General features: G+C 63.3%; 16 protein-coding genes. 11 read left to right on the top strand and 5 right to left on the bottom strand.

Annotated features, from left to right (window positions below; all coding sequences use genetic code 11):
* The first annotated feature begins 59 nt into the window (after positions 1-59).
* Positions 60-749, top strand: coding sequence for a DJ-1/PfpI family protein (locus AWB75_RS06610; RefSeq protein WP_061123264.1), 690 nt, complete (start codon positions 60-62; stop codon positions 747-749).
* A gap of 57 nt (positions 750-806) precedes the next feature.
* On the opposite strand, the gene AWB75_RS06605 is transcribed toward AWB75_RS06610, so the two are convergent.
* Positions 807-1,229, bottom strand: a complete 423-nt coding sequence (locus AWB75_RS06605; RefSeq protein WP_061123263.1) for a GNAT family N-acetyltransferase — start codon at positions 1,227-1,229, stop codon at positions 807-809.
* Positions 1,226-1,957: an ABC transporter substrate-binding protein gene (locus AWB75_RS06600; RefSeq protein ID WP_061123262.1), complete on the bottom strand. Its 732-nt coding sequence runs from the start codon at positions 1,955-1,957 to the stop codon at positions 1,226-1,228. The genes AWB75_RS06605 and AWB75_RS06600 overlap by 4 nt, the downstream gene beginning before the upstream one ends.
* A gap of 90 nt (positions 1,958-2,047) precedes the next feature.
* Between AWB75_RS06600 and AWB75_RS06595 the strand changes: the two genes are divergently transcribed.
* The 4 genes from AWB75_RS06595 (at position 2,048) to AWB75_RS06580 (ending at position 5,499) form a co-directional block, all read left to right on the top strand.
* Positions 2,048-2,569 (top strand): cupin domain-containing protein, encoded by a 522-nt coding sequence (locus AWB75_RS06595; RefSeq protein WP_061123261.1) that lies wholly within the window; start codon positions 2,048-2,050, stop codon positions 2,567-2,569.
* A gap of 61 nt (positions 2,570-2,630) precedes the next feature.
* Complete coding sequence (locus AWB75_RS06590; RefSeq protein WP_061123335.1) at positions 2,631-3,413, top strand: IclR family transcriptional regulator; 783 nt, start codon at positions 2,631-2,633, stop codon at positions 3,411-3,413.
* Between the two features lie 197 nt (positions 3,414-3,610).
* The gene (locus AWB75_RS06585; protein ID WP_061123260.1) at positions 3,611-5,290 is read left to right on the top strand and encodes an FAD-dependent oxidoreductase; all 1,680 of its coding nucleotides are present in this window, start codon (positions 3,611-3,613) and stop codon (positions 5,288-5,290) included.
* Positions 5,290-5,499 carry a DUF2783 domain-containing protein gene (locus AWB75_RS06580; RefSeq protein WP_087086508.1) on the top strand — a complete coding sequence of 70 codons (210 nt, stop codon included), beginning with the start codon at positions 5,290-5,292 and terminating at the stop codon, positions 5,497-5,499. Before AWB75_RS06585 ends, AWB75_RS06580 begins: the two co-directional genes overlap by 1 nt.
* Here the strand turns inward: AWB75_RS06580 and mobB are convergent.
* Positions 5,496-6,020 (bottom strand): molybdopterin-guanine dinucleotide biosynthesis protein B, encoded by a 525-nt coding sequence (gene mobB / locus AWB75_RS06575; protein WP_061123259.1) that lies wholly within the window; start codon positions 6,018-6,020, stop codon positions 5,496-5,498. The two genes, AWB75_RS06580 and mobB, sit on opposite strands and share 4 nt — an antisense overlap.
* A 161-nt stretch (positions 6,021-6,181) precedes the next feature.
* Here mobB and AWB75_RS06570 point away from each other — a divergent pair, with 161 nt between their 5' ends.
* Positions 6,182-8,704, top strand: a complete 2,523-nt coding sequence (locus AWB75_RS06570; protein WP_061123258.1) for an adenosylcobalamin-dependent ribonucleoside-diphosphate reductase — start codon at positions 6,182-6,184, stop codon at positions 8,702-8,704.
* Positions 8,705-8,922: 218 nt separating this feature from the next.
* On the opposite strand, the gene AWB75_RS06565 is transcribed toward AWB75_RS06570, so the two are convergent.
* Together AWB75_RS06565 and AWB75_RS06560 are read right to left on the bottom strand one after the other, a co-directional pair.
* Positions 8,923-9,297: a DUF4148 domain-containing protein gene (locus AWB75_RS06565; RefSeq protein WP_061123257.1), complete on the bottom strand. Its 375-nt coding sequence runs from the start codon at positions 9,295-9,297 to the stop codon at positions 8,923-8,925.
* A gap of 237 nt (positions 9,298-9,534) precedes the next feature.
* Positions 9,535-10,545: a LysR family transcriptional regulator gene (locus AWB75_RS06560; protein ID WP_061123256.1), complete on the bottom strand. Its 1,011-nt coding sequence runs from the start codon at positions 10,543-10,545 to the stop codon at positions 9,535-9,537.
* A gap of 217 nt (positions 10,546-10,762) precedes the next feature.
* Between AWB75_RS06560 and AWB75_RS06555 the strand changes: the two genes are divergently transcribed.
* The 5 genes from AWB75_RS06555 to AWB75_RS06535 all read left to right on the top strand — a co-directional run bounded on the left by AWB75_RS06555 (position 10,763) and on the right by AWB75_RS06535 (position 17,950).
* The gene (locus AWB75_RS06555; protein WP_061123255.1) at positions 10,763-11,581 is read left to right on the top strand and encodes an alpha/beta hydrolase; all 819 of its coding nucleotides are present in this window, start codon (positions 10,763-10,765) and stop codon (positions 11,579-11,581) included.
* A 68-nt stretch (positions 11,582-11,649) separates the two neighbouring features.
* Positions 11,650-12,846, top strand: coding sequence for an efflux RND transporter periplasmic adaptor subunit (locus AWB75_RS06550; RefSeq protein WP_061123254.1), 1,197 nt, complete (start codon positions 11,650-11,652; stop codon positions 12,844-12,846).
* 26 nt (positions 12,847-12,872) lie between these two features.
* The gene (locus AWB75_RS06545) at positions 12,873-16,073 is read left to right on the top strand and encodes an efflux RND transporter permease subunit (protein ID WP_061123253.1); all 3,201 of its coding nucleotides are present in this window, start codon (positions 12,873-12,875) and stop codon (positions 16,071-16,073) included.
* A 5-nt stretch (positions 16,074-16,078) separates the two neighbouring features.
* A complete protein-coding gene (locus tag AWB75_RS06540; RefSeq protein WP_407642128.1) occupies positions 16,079-17,572 on the top strand; it encodes an efflux transporter outer membrane subunit in 1,494 nt (497 codons plus the stop codon).
* A 150-nt stretch (positions 17,573-17,722) separates the two neighbouring features.
* The gene (locus tag AWB75_RS06535) at positions 17,723-17,950 is read left to right on the top strand and encodes a hypothetical protein (protein WP_087086499.1); all 228 of its coding nucleotides are present in this window, start codon (positions 17,723-17,725) and stop codon (positions 17,948-17,950) included.

Genomic DNA, 17,950 nt, shown 5'->3' with positions numbered 1-17,950 from the left:
GTAGCGGCGTAGGATCGGTTCGTCTATTGCCACGAACCATCGCGACCAAGGAGAAGACGATGACGCTACACATTGGCCTGCTGCTGTTCCCGCGCGTGCAGCAACTCGACATGACCGGGCCCTACGACGTTTTCGCGCACATGCCGGACACGAGCGTGCATCTCGTCTGGAAGACGCTCGAGCCGCTGAAATCGAGCGCGGGCATGATCCTGACGCCCGACACGACCTTCGATGACTGCCCCGCGCTCGACGTGCTGTGCGTGCCGGGCGGCGCGGGCGTCGGCGATCTGATGGAGGACGAGACGACGCTCGCGTTCCTCCGCGAACAGGCGAAGGGCGCGCGCTATCTGACGTCGGTATGCACCGGCTCGCTCGTGCTCGGCGCGGCGGGCCTGTTGCGCGGCAAGCGCGCGACGACGCACTGGGCCTATCACACGCTGCTGGCGGAACTGGGCGCCATTCCGGTGCACGAGCGCGTCGTGCGCGACGGGAACCTGTTCACGGGCGGCGGCATCACGGCGGGCATCGATTTCGCGTTGGCGCTCGCGGCGGAGCTCGTCGGTGAAAAAGAAGCGCAAGCGGTTCAGTTGCAGATGGAATACGCGCCCGCGCCGCCGTTCGACGCGGGCGATCCGGACAGCGCGCCTGGCGATGTCGTTAGCGACGTGCGCGAGCGGCTGAAAGCATCGCTCGCGGCGCGCAGCGCGATCACGGCGCGCGTCGCCGGACGCCTGAAGCTGAATGCGTAATGCAAAACGCTTAATGCCAGATGGTTTTATGCATGCGTAATGCAAAACGCCAGCGCGCTAGAACCGCTTCTGCATGAAATAGCGCGTCTGTCCCGCGTGAAAGTCGGCCAGTTCGCCAAAGGTCTCGTAGCCGCGGCGCGCGTAGAGCGCGCGTGCCGCGGGATTGACCGTGTCGAGCCAGGCCGCGCGGCAGCCGCGTTTCATCGCCTCGTTTTCGGCGGCTGCGAGCGCGCGTGCGCCGAGCCCGGCGCCGCGCGCGTCCTCGCGTATCCATAGCCATTTCACGCAGAGCCAGTCCCACGCGGTATAGCCGCCGAGCCCGCCGAGAAAATCGTCATCGCGATAGAGCGACACCGCGAGATCGCGCTGATGGCTCGGCCCGAGTTGCGCGCGATTGAACGCCGCGAGTCCGCCTGCCACGTCGCGTTCGAACGTCGCGTCGATCCAGTCGGTGACCGCGAGCTCGATGTCCGGGCTCATGCGGCCGGCGCGACCGATGCGCCCTCGATGCCGTGGCGCGCGAGCGCATCCGCGACGAATCCCGAGCGTTTCACGTCCTCGACGAACTCGCGCAGATATCGCGCGGCGTCATCACCACGGGGCTTCGGCAAGCCCATCGCCTGCTGAATCACCATGAAGCGCCCGTCGAGCAGGCGCAAGCCGGGTATGCGCGCGGCATCGGCTTCGAGAATCTGCTTCACGCTCGCGGCGACTTCGAGGTTGTCGCGTAGAAAGTCCTCGACCACGGTGTGCGACAACTCGGTGCGCATGATCTGGGCATGCTTGATTTCGCGCGTGAGAAAGAGATCGTACGCGCTGCCCTTGCCGACCATGATGCGGTTGCCTTCGCGATCGACGTCTTCGTTGCGCGTGATCGGCGACGCGTCGCGCACGAGATAGCAGCCTTCGATAAGCACGTAAGGCGCAGTGAACGCGATGCCCGCGCCGCGCAGCGGATCGATCGCGAAGAAACCGATGTCCGCATCTTCGTTCGTCACGGTCTCGACGGACTCCGCGGCGCGCTCGAAAGAAGTGAACGAGACGGGCACGCCGAGGCGCGACGCAAGTTCGCGCGCGAGATCCACCGATACGCCGCCCGGCTCGCCGCTTGCCGTGCGATGCGCGAGGATCGGGTTGCCGAGATTGATCGACGCGCGCAGCGTGCCGGTCGGAGCGAAGGCATTGAGCAAGGAAGAAGGAAGAGTCATGGCGTCCACGGATGAAGTGAAGAAGAATGGCGCTGCGGGTAATCCGATGCAGAATACGCGAACCGCAACCGCTCTTGCAAAGGGAACGACATGCAACGTGATCGCATCGATAGCCGGGAACTGATCGAGCGTCTGAAGCTCGAGCCGCATCCGGAAGGCGGATATTTCCGCGAGACGTATCGCGCGAAAGGCAAGGTCAGGCGCGAGAAGGACAACGAAAACGAAAGCGATGCGCGGTCCGCGTCCACCGCAATTCACTTCCTGCTATGCGACGGCGCGCATTCGGCGTGGCATCGCATTCGCTCCGACGAAGTCTGGCACTTCTATGCGGGCGATCCCGTCGATGTGCACGTGCTCGATGCGAACGGGGCGCTCGTCACGCATCGTCTCGGCAACATGATCGATCATGCGGACACGGTGTTTCAGGCTGTCGTCGAAGCGGGCGCCTGGTTCGCGGCCGAATGCCACGATGCGAACGGCGCGGCGCTCGTCGGCTGCACGGTTGCGCCGGGCTTCGAATTCAGCGAGTTCGACCTGGCCGCGCCGGGTGCGCTGGAAGCGCGCTATCCGCAACATCGCGAACTGATTGCACGCCTCGGCCCTCAAGCATGACGATCCGCGCGCGAGTGCGGTTATCATCGCGCGCATCATCGACAACGACACAAGGTCAGGCATGAGCGGAGTGCGCCGGGGAATTCAATCGATCGAAGTAGGCGGGGCGCTGTTGCGCGCGCTCGTGGATCACGGCGGCCCGATGCTGCTCGGCGATCTCGCGAAGAAGGCTGGCATGCCTTCGGCGAAGGCGCATCCCTATCTCGTCTCGTATGGCAATCTCGGCCTGATTCAGCAGGACCCGGCCACTGGCCGTTACGAGCTCGGGCCATTCGCCTTGCAGATGGGCCTGATCAGCTTGCAGCGCGTCGATCCGGTGCGCCTGGCGATCGCGGAGGCGGCGAACATGACGCCGCGCATCGAGCATACGGTCGCGCTCGCGAGCGCGGGCAGCTATGGACCGACGATCGTTCATATCCAGCAGGCGAGCGTGCCCATTCACGTGACGATGCGCACCGGCACGGTGATGTCGCTGCTCCAGACCGCGACGGGCCGCGCATTCGCCGCGTATCTGCCGCCAATGACCGTCGATGCGCTCGTCGCGATCGAGCGCGCGGGCGCGTTGCAGACCGGCGCGGAACGTCGCGATTACACGCGTGCGCAGATCGATGCGATGCTCGCCGAAGTGCGCGGGCACGGCATCGCGAGAGCGATCGACGAACCCGTCGCCGGCATCAGCGCGATGAGCGCGCCGGTATTCGACCACTCGCGCAATATCGTGCTCGCGATCACGGCGATCGGGCCGAGCGGCTCGTTCGACGGCGCATGGGACGGCGATATATCCAAAGCCTTACGCGACTGCGCGCAACGCGTGTCGAAGATGCTCGGCTTCGCCGGCGTCTGATCCAGGTCTGGCGTTCGCGCCAACTTTCGCGTATCGGCGTTTTCATCCTTCAATGTTCATATGACATCCGCCGGCGGCTATCACGCCGCTGCCCGCATTCGGGTAAACGCAGATTCAACAGTATAAAACGACTTGTACAATGATGAACAGATAACCGAAAGCGAAGCGATTCGCCCTTCGACGATGGAGACGATCGAATGTCCGTGAACTACGCCAGTCTGCGTTTCGAATACGAGCGCGCGCCCGAACACGATGCGCCCGCATCCTCGCCTTATCCCGTTGCGGTGATCGGTGCGGGGCCGGTCGGTCTCGCGACGGCCATCGATCTCGCCCAACAGGGCGTGCGCACCGTGCTGCTCGACAACGACGACACCGTGTCGACCGGTTCGCGCGCCATCTGCTTCGCCAAGCGCACACTGGAGATCTTCGACCGCCTCGGCTGCGGCGACAGGATGATCGAAAAGGGCGTGAGCTGGAACGTCGGCAAAGTGTTTCTGCACGACGACCTCGTCTACACGTTCAATCTGCTGCCGGAAACGGGGCATTCGCGTCCCGCGTTCATCAACTTGCAGCAGTACTACGTCGAAGGCTTTCTCGCCGAACGCGCGATGGCGCTTGAGAATTTGCAATTGCGCTGGAAAAGCAATGTCGTCGGCGTGACGCAGCATGAGGATCACGTCGAGCTGCAAGTCGAAACACCCGATGGCGTCTACGCGTTGAAAGCGCAATACGTCGTGGCCGCCGATGGCGCGCGCAGCCCGATGCGCCGTGCGCTCGGTCTCGACAGCCACGGCCGCACGTTCAAGGACCGTTTCCTGATCGCCGACGTGAAGATGAAGGCGCCGTTTCCGACCGAGCGCTGGTTCTGGTTCGATCCGCCGTTTCACCGGAATCAGTCGGTGCTGCTGCATCGTCAGCCCGACGATGTATGGCGCATCGATTTTCAGCTCGGCTGGGATGCGGACCCCGTCGCGGAGAAAGAGCCGGAACGTGTGATTCCGCGCGTCAAAGCGCTGCTCGGCGAAGATGTCGAGTTCGAGCTCGAATGGGTGAGCGTCTACACGTTTTCGTGTCTGCGCATGGATAGCTTCCGGCATGGGCGCATCATCTTCGCGGGCGATTCCGCACATGGCGTGTCGCCGTTCGGCGCGCGCGGCGCGAACAGCGGCGTGCAGGACGCGGACAATCTCGCGTGGAAGCTGCGGCTCGTCGTGAACGGCGATGCGCCGCACACATTGCTCGATACGTATGCCTCCGAGCGCGAATATGCCGCCGATGAAAACATCCTCAACTCGACGCGCGCCACCGACTTCATCACGCCGAAGAGCGCGGTGTCACGGCTCTTTCGCGACGCGACGCTCAAGCTCGCGAAGGATGCCGCGTTCGCGCGGCGCATCGCGAACAGCGGACGGCTTTCGGTGCCCGCGGTGCTGCGCGATTCGTCGCTCAATACGCCTGACAGGGAAGACGATGCCTTCGATGGCGCGATGATTCCCGGCGCGCCGTGCGTCGATGCGCCCGTGCGTGTCGATGACCGCGATGCGTGGCTCTTGCCTCAGACCCACGGCGGCGCGTTCACCGGCCTCTATTTCTGCGGACTGGGCCACGGCCCGGACGCATGCGCGCAGAGTCTCGCGGCCTTGTCGAATGCGCCGCTGCCCGTGCGTGCGCTGATCGTCGTGCCGAGAGGCATGGCCTGCACGGTGCCGGGCGTGACCGTGGTGGAAGACGTGGAAGGCATGGTCGCGCATCGCTTCGATGCACGGCCGGGCACGTTCTATCTGCTGCGTCCCGATCAACACGTGTGCGCGCGCTGGCGCGAGTTCGATGCCGCATCGGTCGCGGTCGCGGTCAAGCGTGCAACCTGCAACGGATGATGAATCGTATGAAGCTCAATCTCGAACTGAATATCGCGGACCACGATGCGTTCTACGAGCGCCTCATCGACACGCACAATGGTCTATCCGATGAAGACAGCCAGTTGCTCAACGCGAAGCTCGTGCTGCTGCTCGCGAATCACATCGGTGATAACGATGTGTTGAAAGAAGCGCTGGCGATGGCGCGTCACGGTTTGCCCGCGACTTAATCGGCAAGCACGATGCCCACGCGCGCGCAAATGAACGCGCCGATGCCCGCGATATCGTCGAGCGCGAGCGTGGGCAATGTCGTATCGAGCGCGGCGGCGTCATCGGTTGCGATTGCGACTATTTCCACATCGGTCCTGTAGAGCGGATCGCGGCTCGCCGAGGGCCGCACGACTTCCAGCCGCGGCATCGCTTCGCGCGCGAAGCCTTCCACGATCACGAGATCCGCATGCGACAGCCTCGCGGCCAGTTCGCTTATCGACGGCTCCGCATCGCCATTCAGCTCGCGCAGGATCGCATAGCGATACGGCGATGCGATCAGCACTTCCCCCGCACCCGCGCGACGAAAGCGCGCACTGTCCTTGCCCGGCGGTTCTAGTTCGATCGAGTGATGACTGTGCTTGATGACGTTGACGATGAGCCCGCGCGCGCGCAGCCAGGGCAACAGTGCTTCGATCAACGTGGTCTTGCCCTGGCCCGAGCGGCCCGAGATGCCGAAGAGCGGCGGACGATGCAGATTCATGCGAATGGTCGGCTGATTGTTCTGTTCCGAATCAGACGAGTGTAACGGGTCGATGGCGAGCGCGGAAGAATCGCGCTATCGTCGGGCATTGCCTTTGCGGCACTTGGCGTCTGGGTTTCCGACCCTATCGCAAGACGCCGCAGCATTTCAAAGGATCCGACATGGCCGAAGACAATCCCAGCACCGCTCTCGCACCGCAGCAGTTTTCCATCGACGTGATGCTCGAAAAATATGCCAAGGGCGACGAGACTCGCGTCGAGGATATTTATCGCCGCGTCGCGCGCGGCGTCGCGCAAGCCGAGCCGGAAGAGACGCGCGCGAAGATCGAAGCGGAGTTCGTCGATAACTTCAGGCGCGGCGCGCTAGGCGCAGGGCGCATCATGAGCGCGGCGGGCGCGGGCATCGACGCGACGCTCATCAACTGCTTCGTGCAGCCCGTCGGCGATGCGATACAGAGCGTCGACAGCAATGGCTTGCCGGGCATCTACGTCGCCCTGTTGCAAGCGGCGGAGACAATGCGACGCGGCGGCGGTGTCGGCTATAACTTCTCGGCGATCCGTCCGCGCGGCGCACGCGTGCATTCCACGGGATCGGCGGCATCGGGCCCATGCAGCTATATGGACGTGTTCGATGCCTCGTGCCGCACCGTCGAAAGCGCGGGCTCGCGGCGCGGCGCGCAGATGGGCATTCTCGATTGCACGCACCCCGATCTGCTCGAATTCATCGCGGCAAAACATACGAAAGGGCGCTGGAACAATTTCAACGTATCGGTCGCGGTGACCGACGAATTCATGCAGGCCGTCGCCGATGATTCGACCTGGCAGCTCGTGCACAAGGCGGAGCCTTCACCGGCGCAGCGTGCAGCCGAAGACATGCATCAGCGCGATGATGGCGTGTGGGTCTATCGCGAAGTGCAGGCGCGCGAAGTGTGGAACACGATCATGCGCTCGACCTACGATGTCGCGGAGCCGGGCGTCGTGTTCATGTCGCGCATGAATGACGACAACAACCTGCGCGCCGTCGAAGCGATCCGCGCGACCAATCCATGCGGCGAGCAGCCGCTGCCCGCATACGGCTGCTGCAATCTCGGTCCGCTGAATCTCACGCGTTTCGTGCGCGATCCGTTTGCGCAGAGGCGCGGCGGCGTGCCTTCGTTCGATTGGGATGGCTTCGCGCGCACCACACGCACGCAAGTGCGCTTTCTCGACGACGTGCTCGACGTCACGCTCTGGCCGCTCGAAGAGCAGGCGCGCGAAGCGGCGGCGAAGCGGCGCATCGGCGTGGGCTTCACGGGTCTCGGCGATACGCTCGTGATGATGGGCTTGCGCTACGACGCGCAGGAAGGGCGCGATTTCGCCATGCGCGTCGCGCGCACGATGCGCGATGAAGCGTATCGCGCGTCCGTCGATCTTGCGCGCGAACGCGGCAAGTTTCCGCTCTTCGACGCGAAGCGTTATCTCGAGGAAGGCACCTTCGCTTCGCGCCTGCCCGATGACATCAAGCGCGCGATTCGCGAGCATGGCATCCGCAACAGCCATCTGCTGTCGATCGCGCCGACGGGCACCGTGAGCCTCGCGTTCGCGGACAACGCATCGAATGGCATCGAGCCCGCGTTCTCGTGGACGTATCAACGCACGAAGCGCATGGCGGACGGCTCGCGACAGACCTTCGCCGTCGAAGATCATGCGTACCGGCTATATCGCGAGATGGGCGGCGATGTAAGCACCTTGCCCGATTACTTCGTGAGCGCGCTGGACATGTCCGCGCACGATCACATGGAGATGATGGCGGCGGTGCAGCCGTTCGTCGATACATCCATTTCGAAGACCGTGAACGTGCCCGCCGATTATCCGTTCGACAAGTTCCAGGATCTCTATTTCGAAGCATGGCGGCGCGGGCTGAAGGGGCTTGCCACTTATCGGCCCAACGAGACACTGGGCGCGGTGCTTTCGGTCACGCCCGCCGAAACGCCGAGCGATTCGCCGGACCCCGAGCTGGATCTCGATCCGCTGCGTATCGCGATCGATCATCGGCCGAGGGGGGCATTGCCTGCGATCATCGAGAAGGTCGAGTATCTGACGCAGGCGGGGAAGAAGTCGCTTTATCTCGCGGTGTCGTTCATCGAAGTGACGGGACGCATCGCGGGCGAGGACGTGACGATCGAGCGGCCCATCGAGTTCTTCATTCCCACCGGGCAGAGCGACGAATCGCAGCAGTGGATCACGGCGACGATGCGTTCGCTGTCACTGGCCGCGCGCGGCGGTTTCGCGGCGCGCACGCTGCAGGATATGCGCAAGGTGTCGTGGGATCGCGGACAAGTGCGTCTGGGCGATGTCGAGCGGCTCGACGGTCATCGCAGTCCGCGCTGGCACGATTCGGAAGTCGCGGCGCTAGCGTATGCGATCCAGCAGATTCTTCACCGCCGTGGCTTCCTCGATGCAGAGGGCAACCAGGTACCGTCGCGCGTGCTTGCGCGCAAGGGCGCCGATCGCACGCCGCATGCGGTAGCTGTGGCCGACGAAGGCGAAGAAGTATCCGAGGGCATCGCGCAAGGCGAAATCGATCCTCATGGTCTTCCCCAGATGCACGGCCGTAAATGCGCGACGTGTGGCGCGAACGCGGTGATCCGCAAGGATGGCTGCGACTTCTGCACGTCGTGCGGCGAAATCGGCGCGTGCGGTTGAATGAAAAAAGGCGCGGGCTTTGGGTCCGCGCCTTTCGTGTCACGCCCGATGCGAGCGTTCCTCAGTCTCTTGCTTCGTCTCTTGCACAGCGTCCTGCGCGTGCTGCACGAACGGATGCCATACCGGCGTAGCAAAAGGAAGTTCGTCGAGAAGCGAGAATTGATCGAGCGATGTGTTGGCTAACATGTTGACCTCTTGATATCTTGTCGACGGCGCTATCAATGCGCTGTCACATTGCCTGCTGCCGAGCCATTGGCGTACTCGACGATTTCACGATTGCGTGCTTCCGCTTGTGCCGCATCGCGTGCGCGTTGCTCGCTTTGTGCGGCGATCGCATCGCCCCACATGCTGCGCTCGGGATAGGTGTTGCGATTCAGCGCGGGCAACGAGCCGTTCGAAAAGGCAGCGGCCAGCTCGGCGCGCACTTGAGCACGGCTCTTGGGCGTATCGCCCGCATTGGCCTGGGTTTGCGTCTGCATCTGGACCTGATACGTGCCTGCGCGGCCAATGCCCTGGCCGCTCTCCGCAAAAGCGGCAGTCGTGACGACAGCGGAGATGGCGGCGAGAGAAAACCCCGTGATGAGCTGCTTCATGCTTGCGACTCCTTTCGTTCCGATGCAGCGTGCGGGCAAATGCGGATTGCATTTGGTTGATCGAGCACGCTGCGTTGAGAGCGAATGTAGCCGCGCGGTGCACGCGGATAAATGCCGTATCGGCGAATAGATTTATCGATTTCGGCGAATAATCGCGGGGAGCCTTGTCTGCAAAGGCTTTCGCGATGCGACTATGCGAGCGTTCATTGTTATTCCATGCGCTCGCCCGATGTCCGGCTATACCACCACATCCTCGGTGCCCGCGACTTCCGGCGTGCCATGCCGCACGATCGAAGGCGATGCGGTGCTCGTCGGCAGGCAGCGCTCTTCCGCTTCTTTCTGGCCTTGCAGAAGCGGGCAACGCTCGAATAACTCCGCGGCCCAATCGACGAAGACGCGCACCTTCGGCGACAAATGCCGGTTATGCGGATACACCGCCGATATCGGCATCGGCAGCGGATTCCACTGCGGCAGGACTTCCACCAGCTCGCCCGCGCGCAGATGCGGCAGCGCCATGAAGCGGGGCACCTGAATGATGCCGACGCCCTTCAAACCGCAGCTCAGATAGGCTTCCGCATCGTTCACCGCGATCATGCCGCGCATCTTCACTTCGATGGTTTCATCGTCGACGACGAAATCCATATCCAGGACGCGGCCCGTGCGGCTCGAAAAGTAATTCACCGCCGTGTGATTCTGCAAATCCTCGATCGTTTTCGGCGTGCCGTTGCGTTCGAGATATTGCGGCGCAGCCACCGTCACGCCCTGAAATACGCCGATACGCCGCGCGACGAGACTCGAATCCTGCAGCGTGCCGACGCGAATCACGCAATCGACGCCTTCCTGAATGAGATCGACCGGCTTGTCGCCGAAGCCCATCATCAGTTCGATATCCGGATAGCGCGTATGGAAATCGCAAAGCTGCGGCATCACGATGAGCCGCCCGATCGCGCCGGGCATATCGACGCGCAGCTTGCCGTGCGGTCCCTTGCCATTGTTCGAGAAGGTGCTTTCCGCTTCTTCGATATCCGCGAGGATGCGCACGCAGCGCTCGTAATACGCCGCGCCGTCCGGCGTGAGATTCAGTCTGCGCGTCGTGCGCTGAAGCAGCCGCACGTTCAGGTGCGCTTCCAGATTCTGAATGATCGTCGTGACCGAAGCGCGCGGGAGATTGAGCGTGTCCGCCGCGCGGGAAAAGCTATTAGTGTCCACGACGCGGGTGAAAACCTGCATTGCCTGTAGCCGATCCATGTTCTCTCACCTTCCTTGCCGGGCGACGCGCTATTTAAGCGCGCGCTAAAGAATGACCGAAGAAACAATCGCAAGGGATAACCACGATTGTTCGGTGCGACCGAATTGTGTTGCCGGATTATAGGCATTTATCAAAAAAGGCGCGGACTCCATTATTCGCATCATCGCAACTTATGCGTGAAGGCCTTGCAGCAGCGGCCTGGCACCGAAAATAACCATGGCATCACTGTTGGATATCGAGTCGAGTCCGCGCTTGTGCATCGAAGATGTGCACATCACGGGACACGCGCAACCGATCACACTGCGCAGCTATCGTCCCGCCTCGGACGGCACGATCCTGCCCATCGTTCTTTACTTCCACGGCGGCGGTTTTATTCGCGGCAACCTCGACGACGCCGATATCGCCGCCGCGACGATCGCACGCGATACGTCCGCGTGGGTCGTGTCCGTCGGCTATTCGCTCGCGCCCGCCTATCCGTTTCCCGCCGCGCCCGAAGACGGTTATCGCGCGGCGCAATGGGCCGTCGCGCATGCTCGCGCGCAGCGTGCGGACCCGCAACGCATCGGCATTGCGGGGCATGACGCGGGCGGCAATCTCGCCACCTGCGTCGCGGCCATCGCGCGCGATCGCGGCGATATCCGCGTGTCGGCGCAAGCGCTGCTCGCCCCGCTGCTCGATCCGAGCCTGACGCGCCTCGCCGACGAACGCAAAGTGCTGTGCCCCGACTTCGAAGCGTGCGAATGCGCGCAGTGGTATCGCGCGTATCTGCCGAATCCTTCGCAACGTCTGCATCCGTACGCCGCGCCGCTCGAATCGCGCCGTCTCGCGGGCTTGCCGCCCGCGCTCATCGCGAGCGCCGAGCACGACCTGCTGCATATCGAAGCCGAGAAATACGCGGGCGAACTGATCGCCGCCGGCGTGCCGACGGAAGTCACGCGCCATTGCAAGGCGTCGCATCACGCGTTGGCCGCGCATCCCGGCGCGCTCGCCGATGTCGTCGCGTTCTTCAAAAAGCGCCTGATACGCGCGAAGTGACAGCAAGAAACGGCACGCCAGCCACGCAATACACAACAACAATCTCATCGCAACCGGAGCGTCATACCATGTCTTTCACTCGCAAACGCATCTACGCCGCGCTGGGCGCGACGCTGATCATCGCCGGCGCGGGCGGATACACCGCCTGGCACGGCCACGGCGATGCGGCTATCAACGAAGCCAAGGCCGCCGCTCACAGCCCGACCGCAACCGAGGTCGATGTCGCGACCGTGGTGTCGAAGACCATCACCGACTGGCAAAGCTATTCGGGCAGGCTCGAAGCCGTCGATCACGTCGACATTCGCCCGCTCGTGCAGGGCACGATCGTCGCCGTGCATTTCAAGGACGGCCAGCTCGTGAAGAAGGGCGATGCGCTGTTCACGATCGATCCGCGCCCGTATGAAGCCGAAGTCGATCGTGCGCAGGCGCAGCTCGCGGCGGCGCAGGCGCGCAACGGCTATACGTCGACGGATGCTGCGCGCGCCGAACGCCTGCTCGCCGACAACGCGATCGCCAAGCGCGATTACGACGAAAAGCAGAACGCCGCGCGCGAGGCCGTCGCCAACCTGAAGGCCGCGCAGGCTGCGCTCGAAGCGGCGAAGATCAATCTCGCCTACACGCATATCACGGCGCCCGTGTCGGGCCGCGTATCGCGCGCGGAACTCACGGTGGGCAACATCGTGTCGACGGGTGCGAACGCGCCTTTGCTGACGACGCTCGTGTCGGTCTCGCCGATCTACGCGTCGTTCGATGTCGATGAGCAAACGTACTTGCGCTACCTCGGCCGCGATGCGGGCAATAGCGTGCCGGTGTCGCTCGGTCTCGCGAATGAAGAGGGCTATTCGCGCGATGGCGTCGTCGATTCGGTCGATAACCGTCTCGATACGACGTCCGGCACGATCCGCGTGCGCGCGCGCTTCAACAATCCGGACGGATCGCTCGTCCCCGGTCTCTATGCGCGCGTGAAAGTGGGCGGCGGCTCGCCGCATCCGGCGGTGCTCGTGGAAGACGAAGCGATCGGCACCGATCAGGACAAGAAGTACGTGATGGTCGTCGACAAGGACAACCGCGTGCAGTACCGCGAAGTCTCGCTCGGACAGACGCATGAAGGCCTGCGCGTCATCAGCCGTGGCTTGCAGCCGGGCGAGCGCATCGTCGTGAACGGCTTGCAACGCGTGCGTCCGAACGATGTGATCAAGGCCAACAACGTCGCGATGAACGACGACAACGCTGCGCCCGCCGTGAAAACGGCGTCCGCGCAGTAAGCCGTCCGCAACAGACAGAACTCGTCATGAACATATCCAAATTCTTTATCGACCGTCCGATCTTCGCGGGCGTGTTATCGGTGATCGTGCTGCTGGCGGGCATCATCGCGATGTTCAAGCTGCCGATCTCCGAGTATCCGGAAGTCGTGCCGCCTTCGGTCGTCGTGCATGCGCAGTATCCCGGCGCGAATCCGAAGGTGATCGCGGAGACCGTGGCCTCGCCGCTGGAAGAGCAGATCAACGGCGTCGAGGACATGCTCTACATGCAGTCGCAGGCGAACAGCGACGGCAATCTCACGACGACCGTCACGTTCAAGCTCGGCACCGATCCGGACAAGAACACGCAGCTCGTGCAGAACCGCGTGAATCAGGCGTTGCCGCGCTTGCCGCAGGACGTGACGCGTCTCGGCGTGACGACGATCAAGTCATCGCCGACGCTCACGATGGTCGTCCACCTGAATTCGCCCAATGGCCGCTACGACATGACGTATCTGCGCAACTACGCGCTGATCAACGTGAAGGACCGGCTCGAACGCATCGCGGGCGTGGGCGAAGTGCAACTGTGGGGCTCGGGCGATTACTCGATGCGCGTATGGCTCGATCCGCAAAAGGTCGCGCAGCGCGGCATGACGGCCACCGATGTCGTCAACGCGATTCGCGAGCAGAACGTGCAGGTCGCGGCGGGTGTGATCGGCGGTTCGCCGACGCTGCCGAACGTGCCGCTGCAACTGAACGTGAATGCGCGCGGCCGCTTGCAGAACGAGTCGGAGTTCCGCGACATCGTGCTGAAGACTTCGCCGGATGGCGCCGTCACGCATCTCAGCGATGTCGCGCGCGTCGAGCTTGCGGCATCGGAATATGGCTTGCGTTCATTGTTGGATAACAAGAGCGCTGTCGCTATCGCGATCAATCAGCAACCGGGCGCGAACTCGCTTCAGATCTCCGATGAAGTCCGCAAGACGATGAAGGAGCTCAAGGCCGACATGCCCGCGGGCCTCGAATACCAGATCGTCTATGACCCGACGCAGTTCGTGCGTTCGAGTATCGAAGCGGTGATTCATACGCTCGCCGAAGCGATCGCGCTCGTGGTGCTGGTCGTGATCATCTTCCTGCAGACGTGGCGCGCGTCGATCATTCCGCTGCTCGCCGTGCCGGTTTCCATCGTCGGGACGTTCTCGCTGCTGCTCGCGTTCGGCTTCTCGATCAACGCGTTGTCCTTGTTCGGGATGGTGCTCGCCATCGGTATTGTCGTCGACGATGCGATCGTGGTCGTCGAGAACGTCGAGCGGAACATCGCATCGGGCCTGTCTGCAAGAGAGGCGACCTATCAGGCGATGCGCGAGGTGAGCGGGCCGATCATCGCGATCGCGCTGACGCTCGTGGCCGTGTTCGTGCCGCTCGCGTTCATGTCGGGTCTCACGGGCCAGTTCTACAAGCAGTTCGCGATGACCATCGCGATCTCGACGGTGATCTCCGCGTTCAACTCGCTGACGCTGTCGCCCGCGCTCGCCGCGCTGCTGCTCAAGGGCCACGACGAACCGAAGGACTGGCTCACGCGCGGCATGGACCGCGTGTTCGGCGGCTTCTTCCGCGTCTTCAACAAGGTGTTTCATCGCGGTTCCGAGGCTTACGGCAAGGGCGTCAAGCGTGTCATCAACCGCAAGGCATTGATGATGGCCGTGTACGCCGTGCTGCTCGCGGGCGCGGTGCTGATGGGCAAGGTCGTGCCGGGCGGCTTCGTGCCCGCGCAGGACAAGGAGTATCTGATCAGCTTCGCGCAGTTGCCGAACGGCGCATCGCTCGATCGCACGGAAGGCGTGATTCGTCAGATGAGCGATATCGCGCTGAAGCAGCCGGGCGTGGAAAGCGCGGTGGAGTTTCCGGGCTTGTCGGTGAACGGCTTCACAAACTCGTCGAGCGCAGGCATCGTGTTCGTCACGTTGAAGCCGTTCAAGGAACGCGTGCATGACAAGGCGCTGTCGGCGGGCGCGATTGCCGGTGCGCTGAACCAGAAGTACGCGGGCATCAAGGGCTCGTTCATCGCCGTGTTCCCGCCGCCGCCGGTGCTCGGCCTCGGCACGCTGGGCGGCTTCAAGATGCAGTTGGAAGATCGCGGCGCGCTCGGTTATGCGGCGCTCGCCGATGCCACGCAGGCGTTCATCAAGCGTGCATCGCAGACGCCTGAACTCGGACCGACGTTCTCCAGCTATCAGATCAACGTGCCGCAACTCAACGTCGATCTGGACCGCGTGAAGGCGAAGCAACTCGGCGTGTCGGTCACCGATGTCTTCGACACGATGCAGGTCTATCTCGGCTCGCTCTACGTGAACGACTTCAATCGCTTCGGACGCGTGTATCAGGTGCGCGTGCAGGCCGATGCCCCGTTCCGCGCGAATCCCGAGGACATCGGCTTGCTGAAGACACGCAACGCGAATGGCGACATGGTGCCGTTGTCGTCGCTCGTGAAAGTGACGCCGACGTATGGCCCGGAAATGGTCGTGCGCTATAACGGCTACACCGCAGCCGATATCAACGGTGGTCCCGCGCCGGGTTACTCGTCGGGCCAGGCGCAGGCGGCGGCGGAGCGCATCGCGGCGGAAGTGCTGCCGCGCGGGATCAAGTTCGAATGGACCGATCTCACGTATCAGCAGATCCTCGCGGGCAATGCGGCGCTGTGGGTCTTCCCGATCAGCGTGCTGCTGGTGTTCCTCGTGCTCGCCGCGTTGTATGAAAGCCTGACGCTGCCGCTCGCGGTCATCCTGATCGTGCCGATGAGCATCTTGTCCGCGCTGCTCGGCGTATGGCTCACCGGTGGCGACAACAACATCTTCACGCAGATCGGCTTGATGGTGCTGGTGGGCTTGTCGGCGAAGAACGCCATTCTGATCGTCGAGTTCGCACGCGAGCTGGAGATGCAGGGACGCACCATCGTGCAGGCCGCGATCGAGGCGAGCCGCCTGCGTCTGCGCCCGATTCTGATGACGTCCATCGCGTTCATCATGGGTGTGGTGCCGCTCGTGCTGTCGTCGGGCGCGGGCTCGGAGATGCGTCATGCGATGGGCGTCGCGGTGTTCTTCGGCATGCTGGGTGTGACGCTCTTCGGTCTGATGCTCACGCCGGTCTTCTACGTGATTCTGCGCAAGCTCTCGCGCACGGAGCATGTGACGGACAAGCACGGCACGCATCCGCAGATGCGCGGTATCGGTGCTTCGGTCGAAGCGCAATGAGGTCAATGATGAATAAGCTGTATGTTGTTTCGAGTCTGATGGCCGCGTTGATGCTGGTCGCGGGATGTTCGCTTGCCCCGACCTACGAAAAGCCCGACGTCAACGCGCCTTCTGCGTACAAGGAAACGTCTGCGTTGCAGGCATCGGAAGCGGGCACGTGGAAGACGGCGCAGCCTTCCGAAGAGATGTTGCGCGGCGAATGGTGGACGATCTTCGGGGACGCCACGCTCAACGATCTGGAGAAGCAGGCGCAGGACGCGAACCAGAATCTGACGGCGGCCGCCGCGCGCGTGAAGGAATCGCGCGCGATCAACCAGACGGCGCGCGCGGGCCTGTTCCCGACGCTCGATGCGGGCTTCGGCCCCACGCGGGAGAAGTTCTCGCCCGCATCGCAATTCCTGCCGCCGGATGGCAACGTGCCCGCGCAAACGCTGTGGCGCGCGCAGGCGAGCGTGTCGTATGAAGTCGATCTGTTCGGCCGCGTGTCGAACACGGTGCAGGCCGCGAACGCCGACACGCAGCAGAGCGAGGCGTTGTTCCGCTCGGTGCAGCTCGCGTTGCAGGCGGATGTCGCGCAGAACTACTTCAACCTGCGCGAGCTGGACGCCGAAGCCGATGTCTATACGCGCACCGTGCAGTTGCGCGAGGAAGCGCTGAAGCTCGTGCAAAAGCGCTTCAACGAAGGCGATATCAGCGAGCTGGATCTGGCGCGCGCGAAGTCGGAACTCGCGACGGCGCGTTCGGAAGCGATGACGGTGCAGCGTCTGCGCGCGGCATCGGAACATGGTCTCGCCGTGCTGCTCGGCAAGGCGCCCGCCGAGTTCACGATGGCCGCGGACCCGCTCAGGCCGGTGACGATCCATGTGCCGCCGGGCCTGCCTTCGGCGCTGCTGGAGCGCCGTCCGGATGTCGCGGCGGCGGAACGCGCGATGGCGGCGGCGAATGCGCGCATCGGCGTGGCGAAGGCGGCGTTCTTCCCGTCGCTGACGCTGACGGGCTCGGGCGGGTTCGAATCGGCGACGCTCGGCGATCTCTTCAAATGGTCGAGCCGCACGTTCCTGCTCGGGCCGTTCGCTGGCACGGCGCTCAACATCCCGATCTTCGACGGCGGCCGGCGCAAGGGCAATCTCGCCAATGCGCGCGCGATCTACGAAGAGGATGTGGCGAGCTATCGTCAGCAAGTGCTCGTCGCGTTCCGCGAGGTGGAGGACAACCTCTCGGATCTGCGCATCCTCGAAGACCAGACGGCCACGCAGGACGATGCCGTGAAAGCATCGGTGCGCGCCGCGCAGCTCTCGCGCACGCAGTACACCGAAGGCGCGGTGAATTACCTCGACGTCATCGATGCCGAGCGCACCGTGCTGCAAACGCAGCGTTCATCGGTGCAGTTGCGGGGCGCGCAGGCAATATCGACGGTGAATCTGATTCGCGCATTGGGTGGCGGCTGGGGCGATGCCAATCCCACGCCCGTGCCCGAGCCGAGCCTCGCGCAGAAGTAATGCATTAACCTGGCCCTGCTCGTTGCAGGGCCATTTCATTGGGCGCCGGGCAACGCGATTGTTCGTCTGCCGGAACATATGTCTTCACTTATCGAGCGTTTATCCGCAGGGCTTCAATCCTTAGAATTCTAATCATGGGATAAGGAGCCGATGATGAGAGACTTGATAGCAAAGCAACTGTATCAGCCGGCGGTGGTGCTGCCACTGCTACTGTTGACGCGCCTGATGGTCACGCTTGACTTCAATCTCGCGCAGGTCATGTTCGTGATGGTGATGAAGGGCTCGCAGCATGCTTATCAGTTCGCGCTGCGCCATACGGTTGCGCGTCAGCGCATCAGTGCGGCGGTTAAGCACTTGCCCTGCAACAACTGCTGCTGA

It is taken from the genome of Caballeronia catudaia, from assembly GCF_001544755.2.
Lineage (GTDB): Bacteria > Pseudomonadota > Gammaproteobacteria > Burkholderiales > Burkholderiaceae > Caballeronia > Caballeronia catudaia.
The sequence above is the reverse complement of the archived record's forward strand: the minus strand, read 5'-3'. Positions and strand labels throughout refer to the sequence as shown.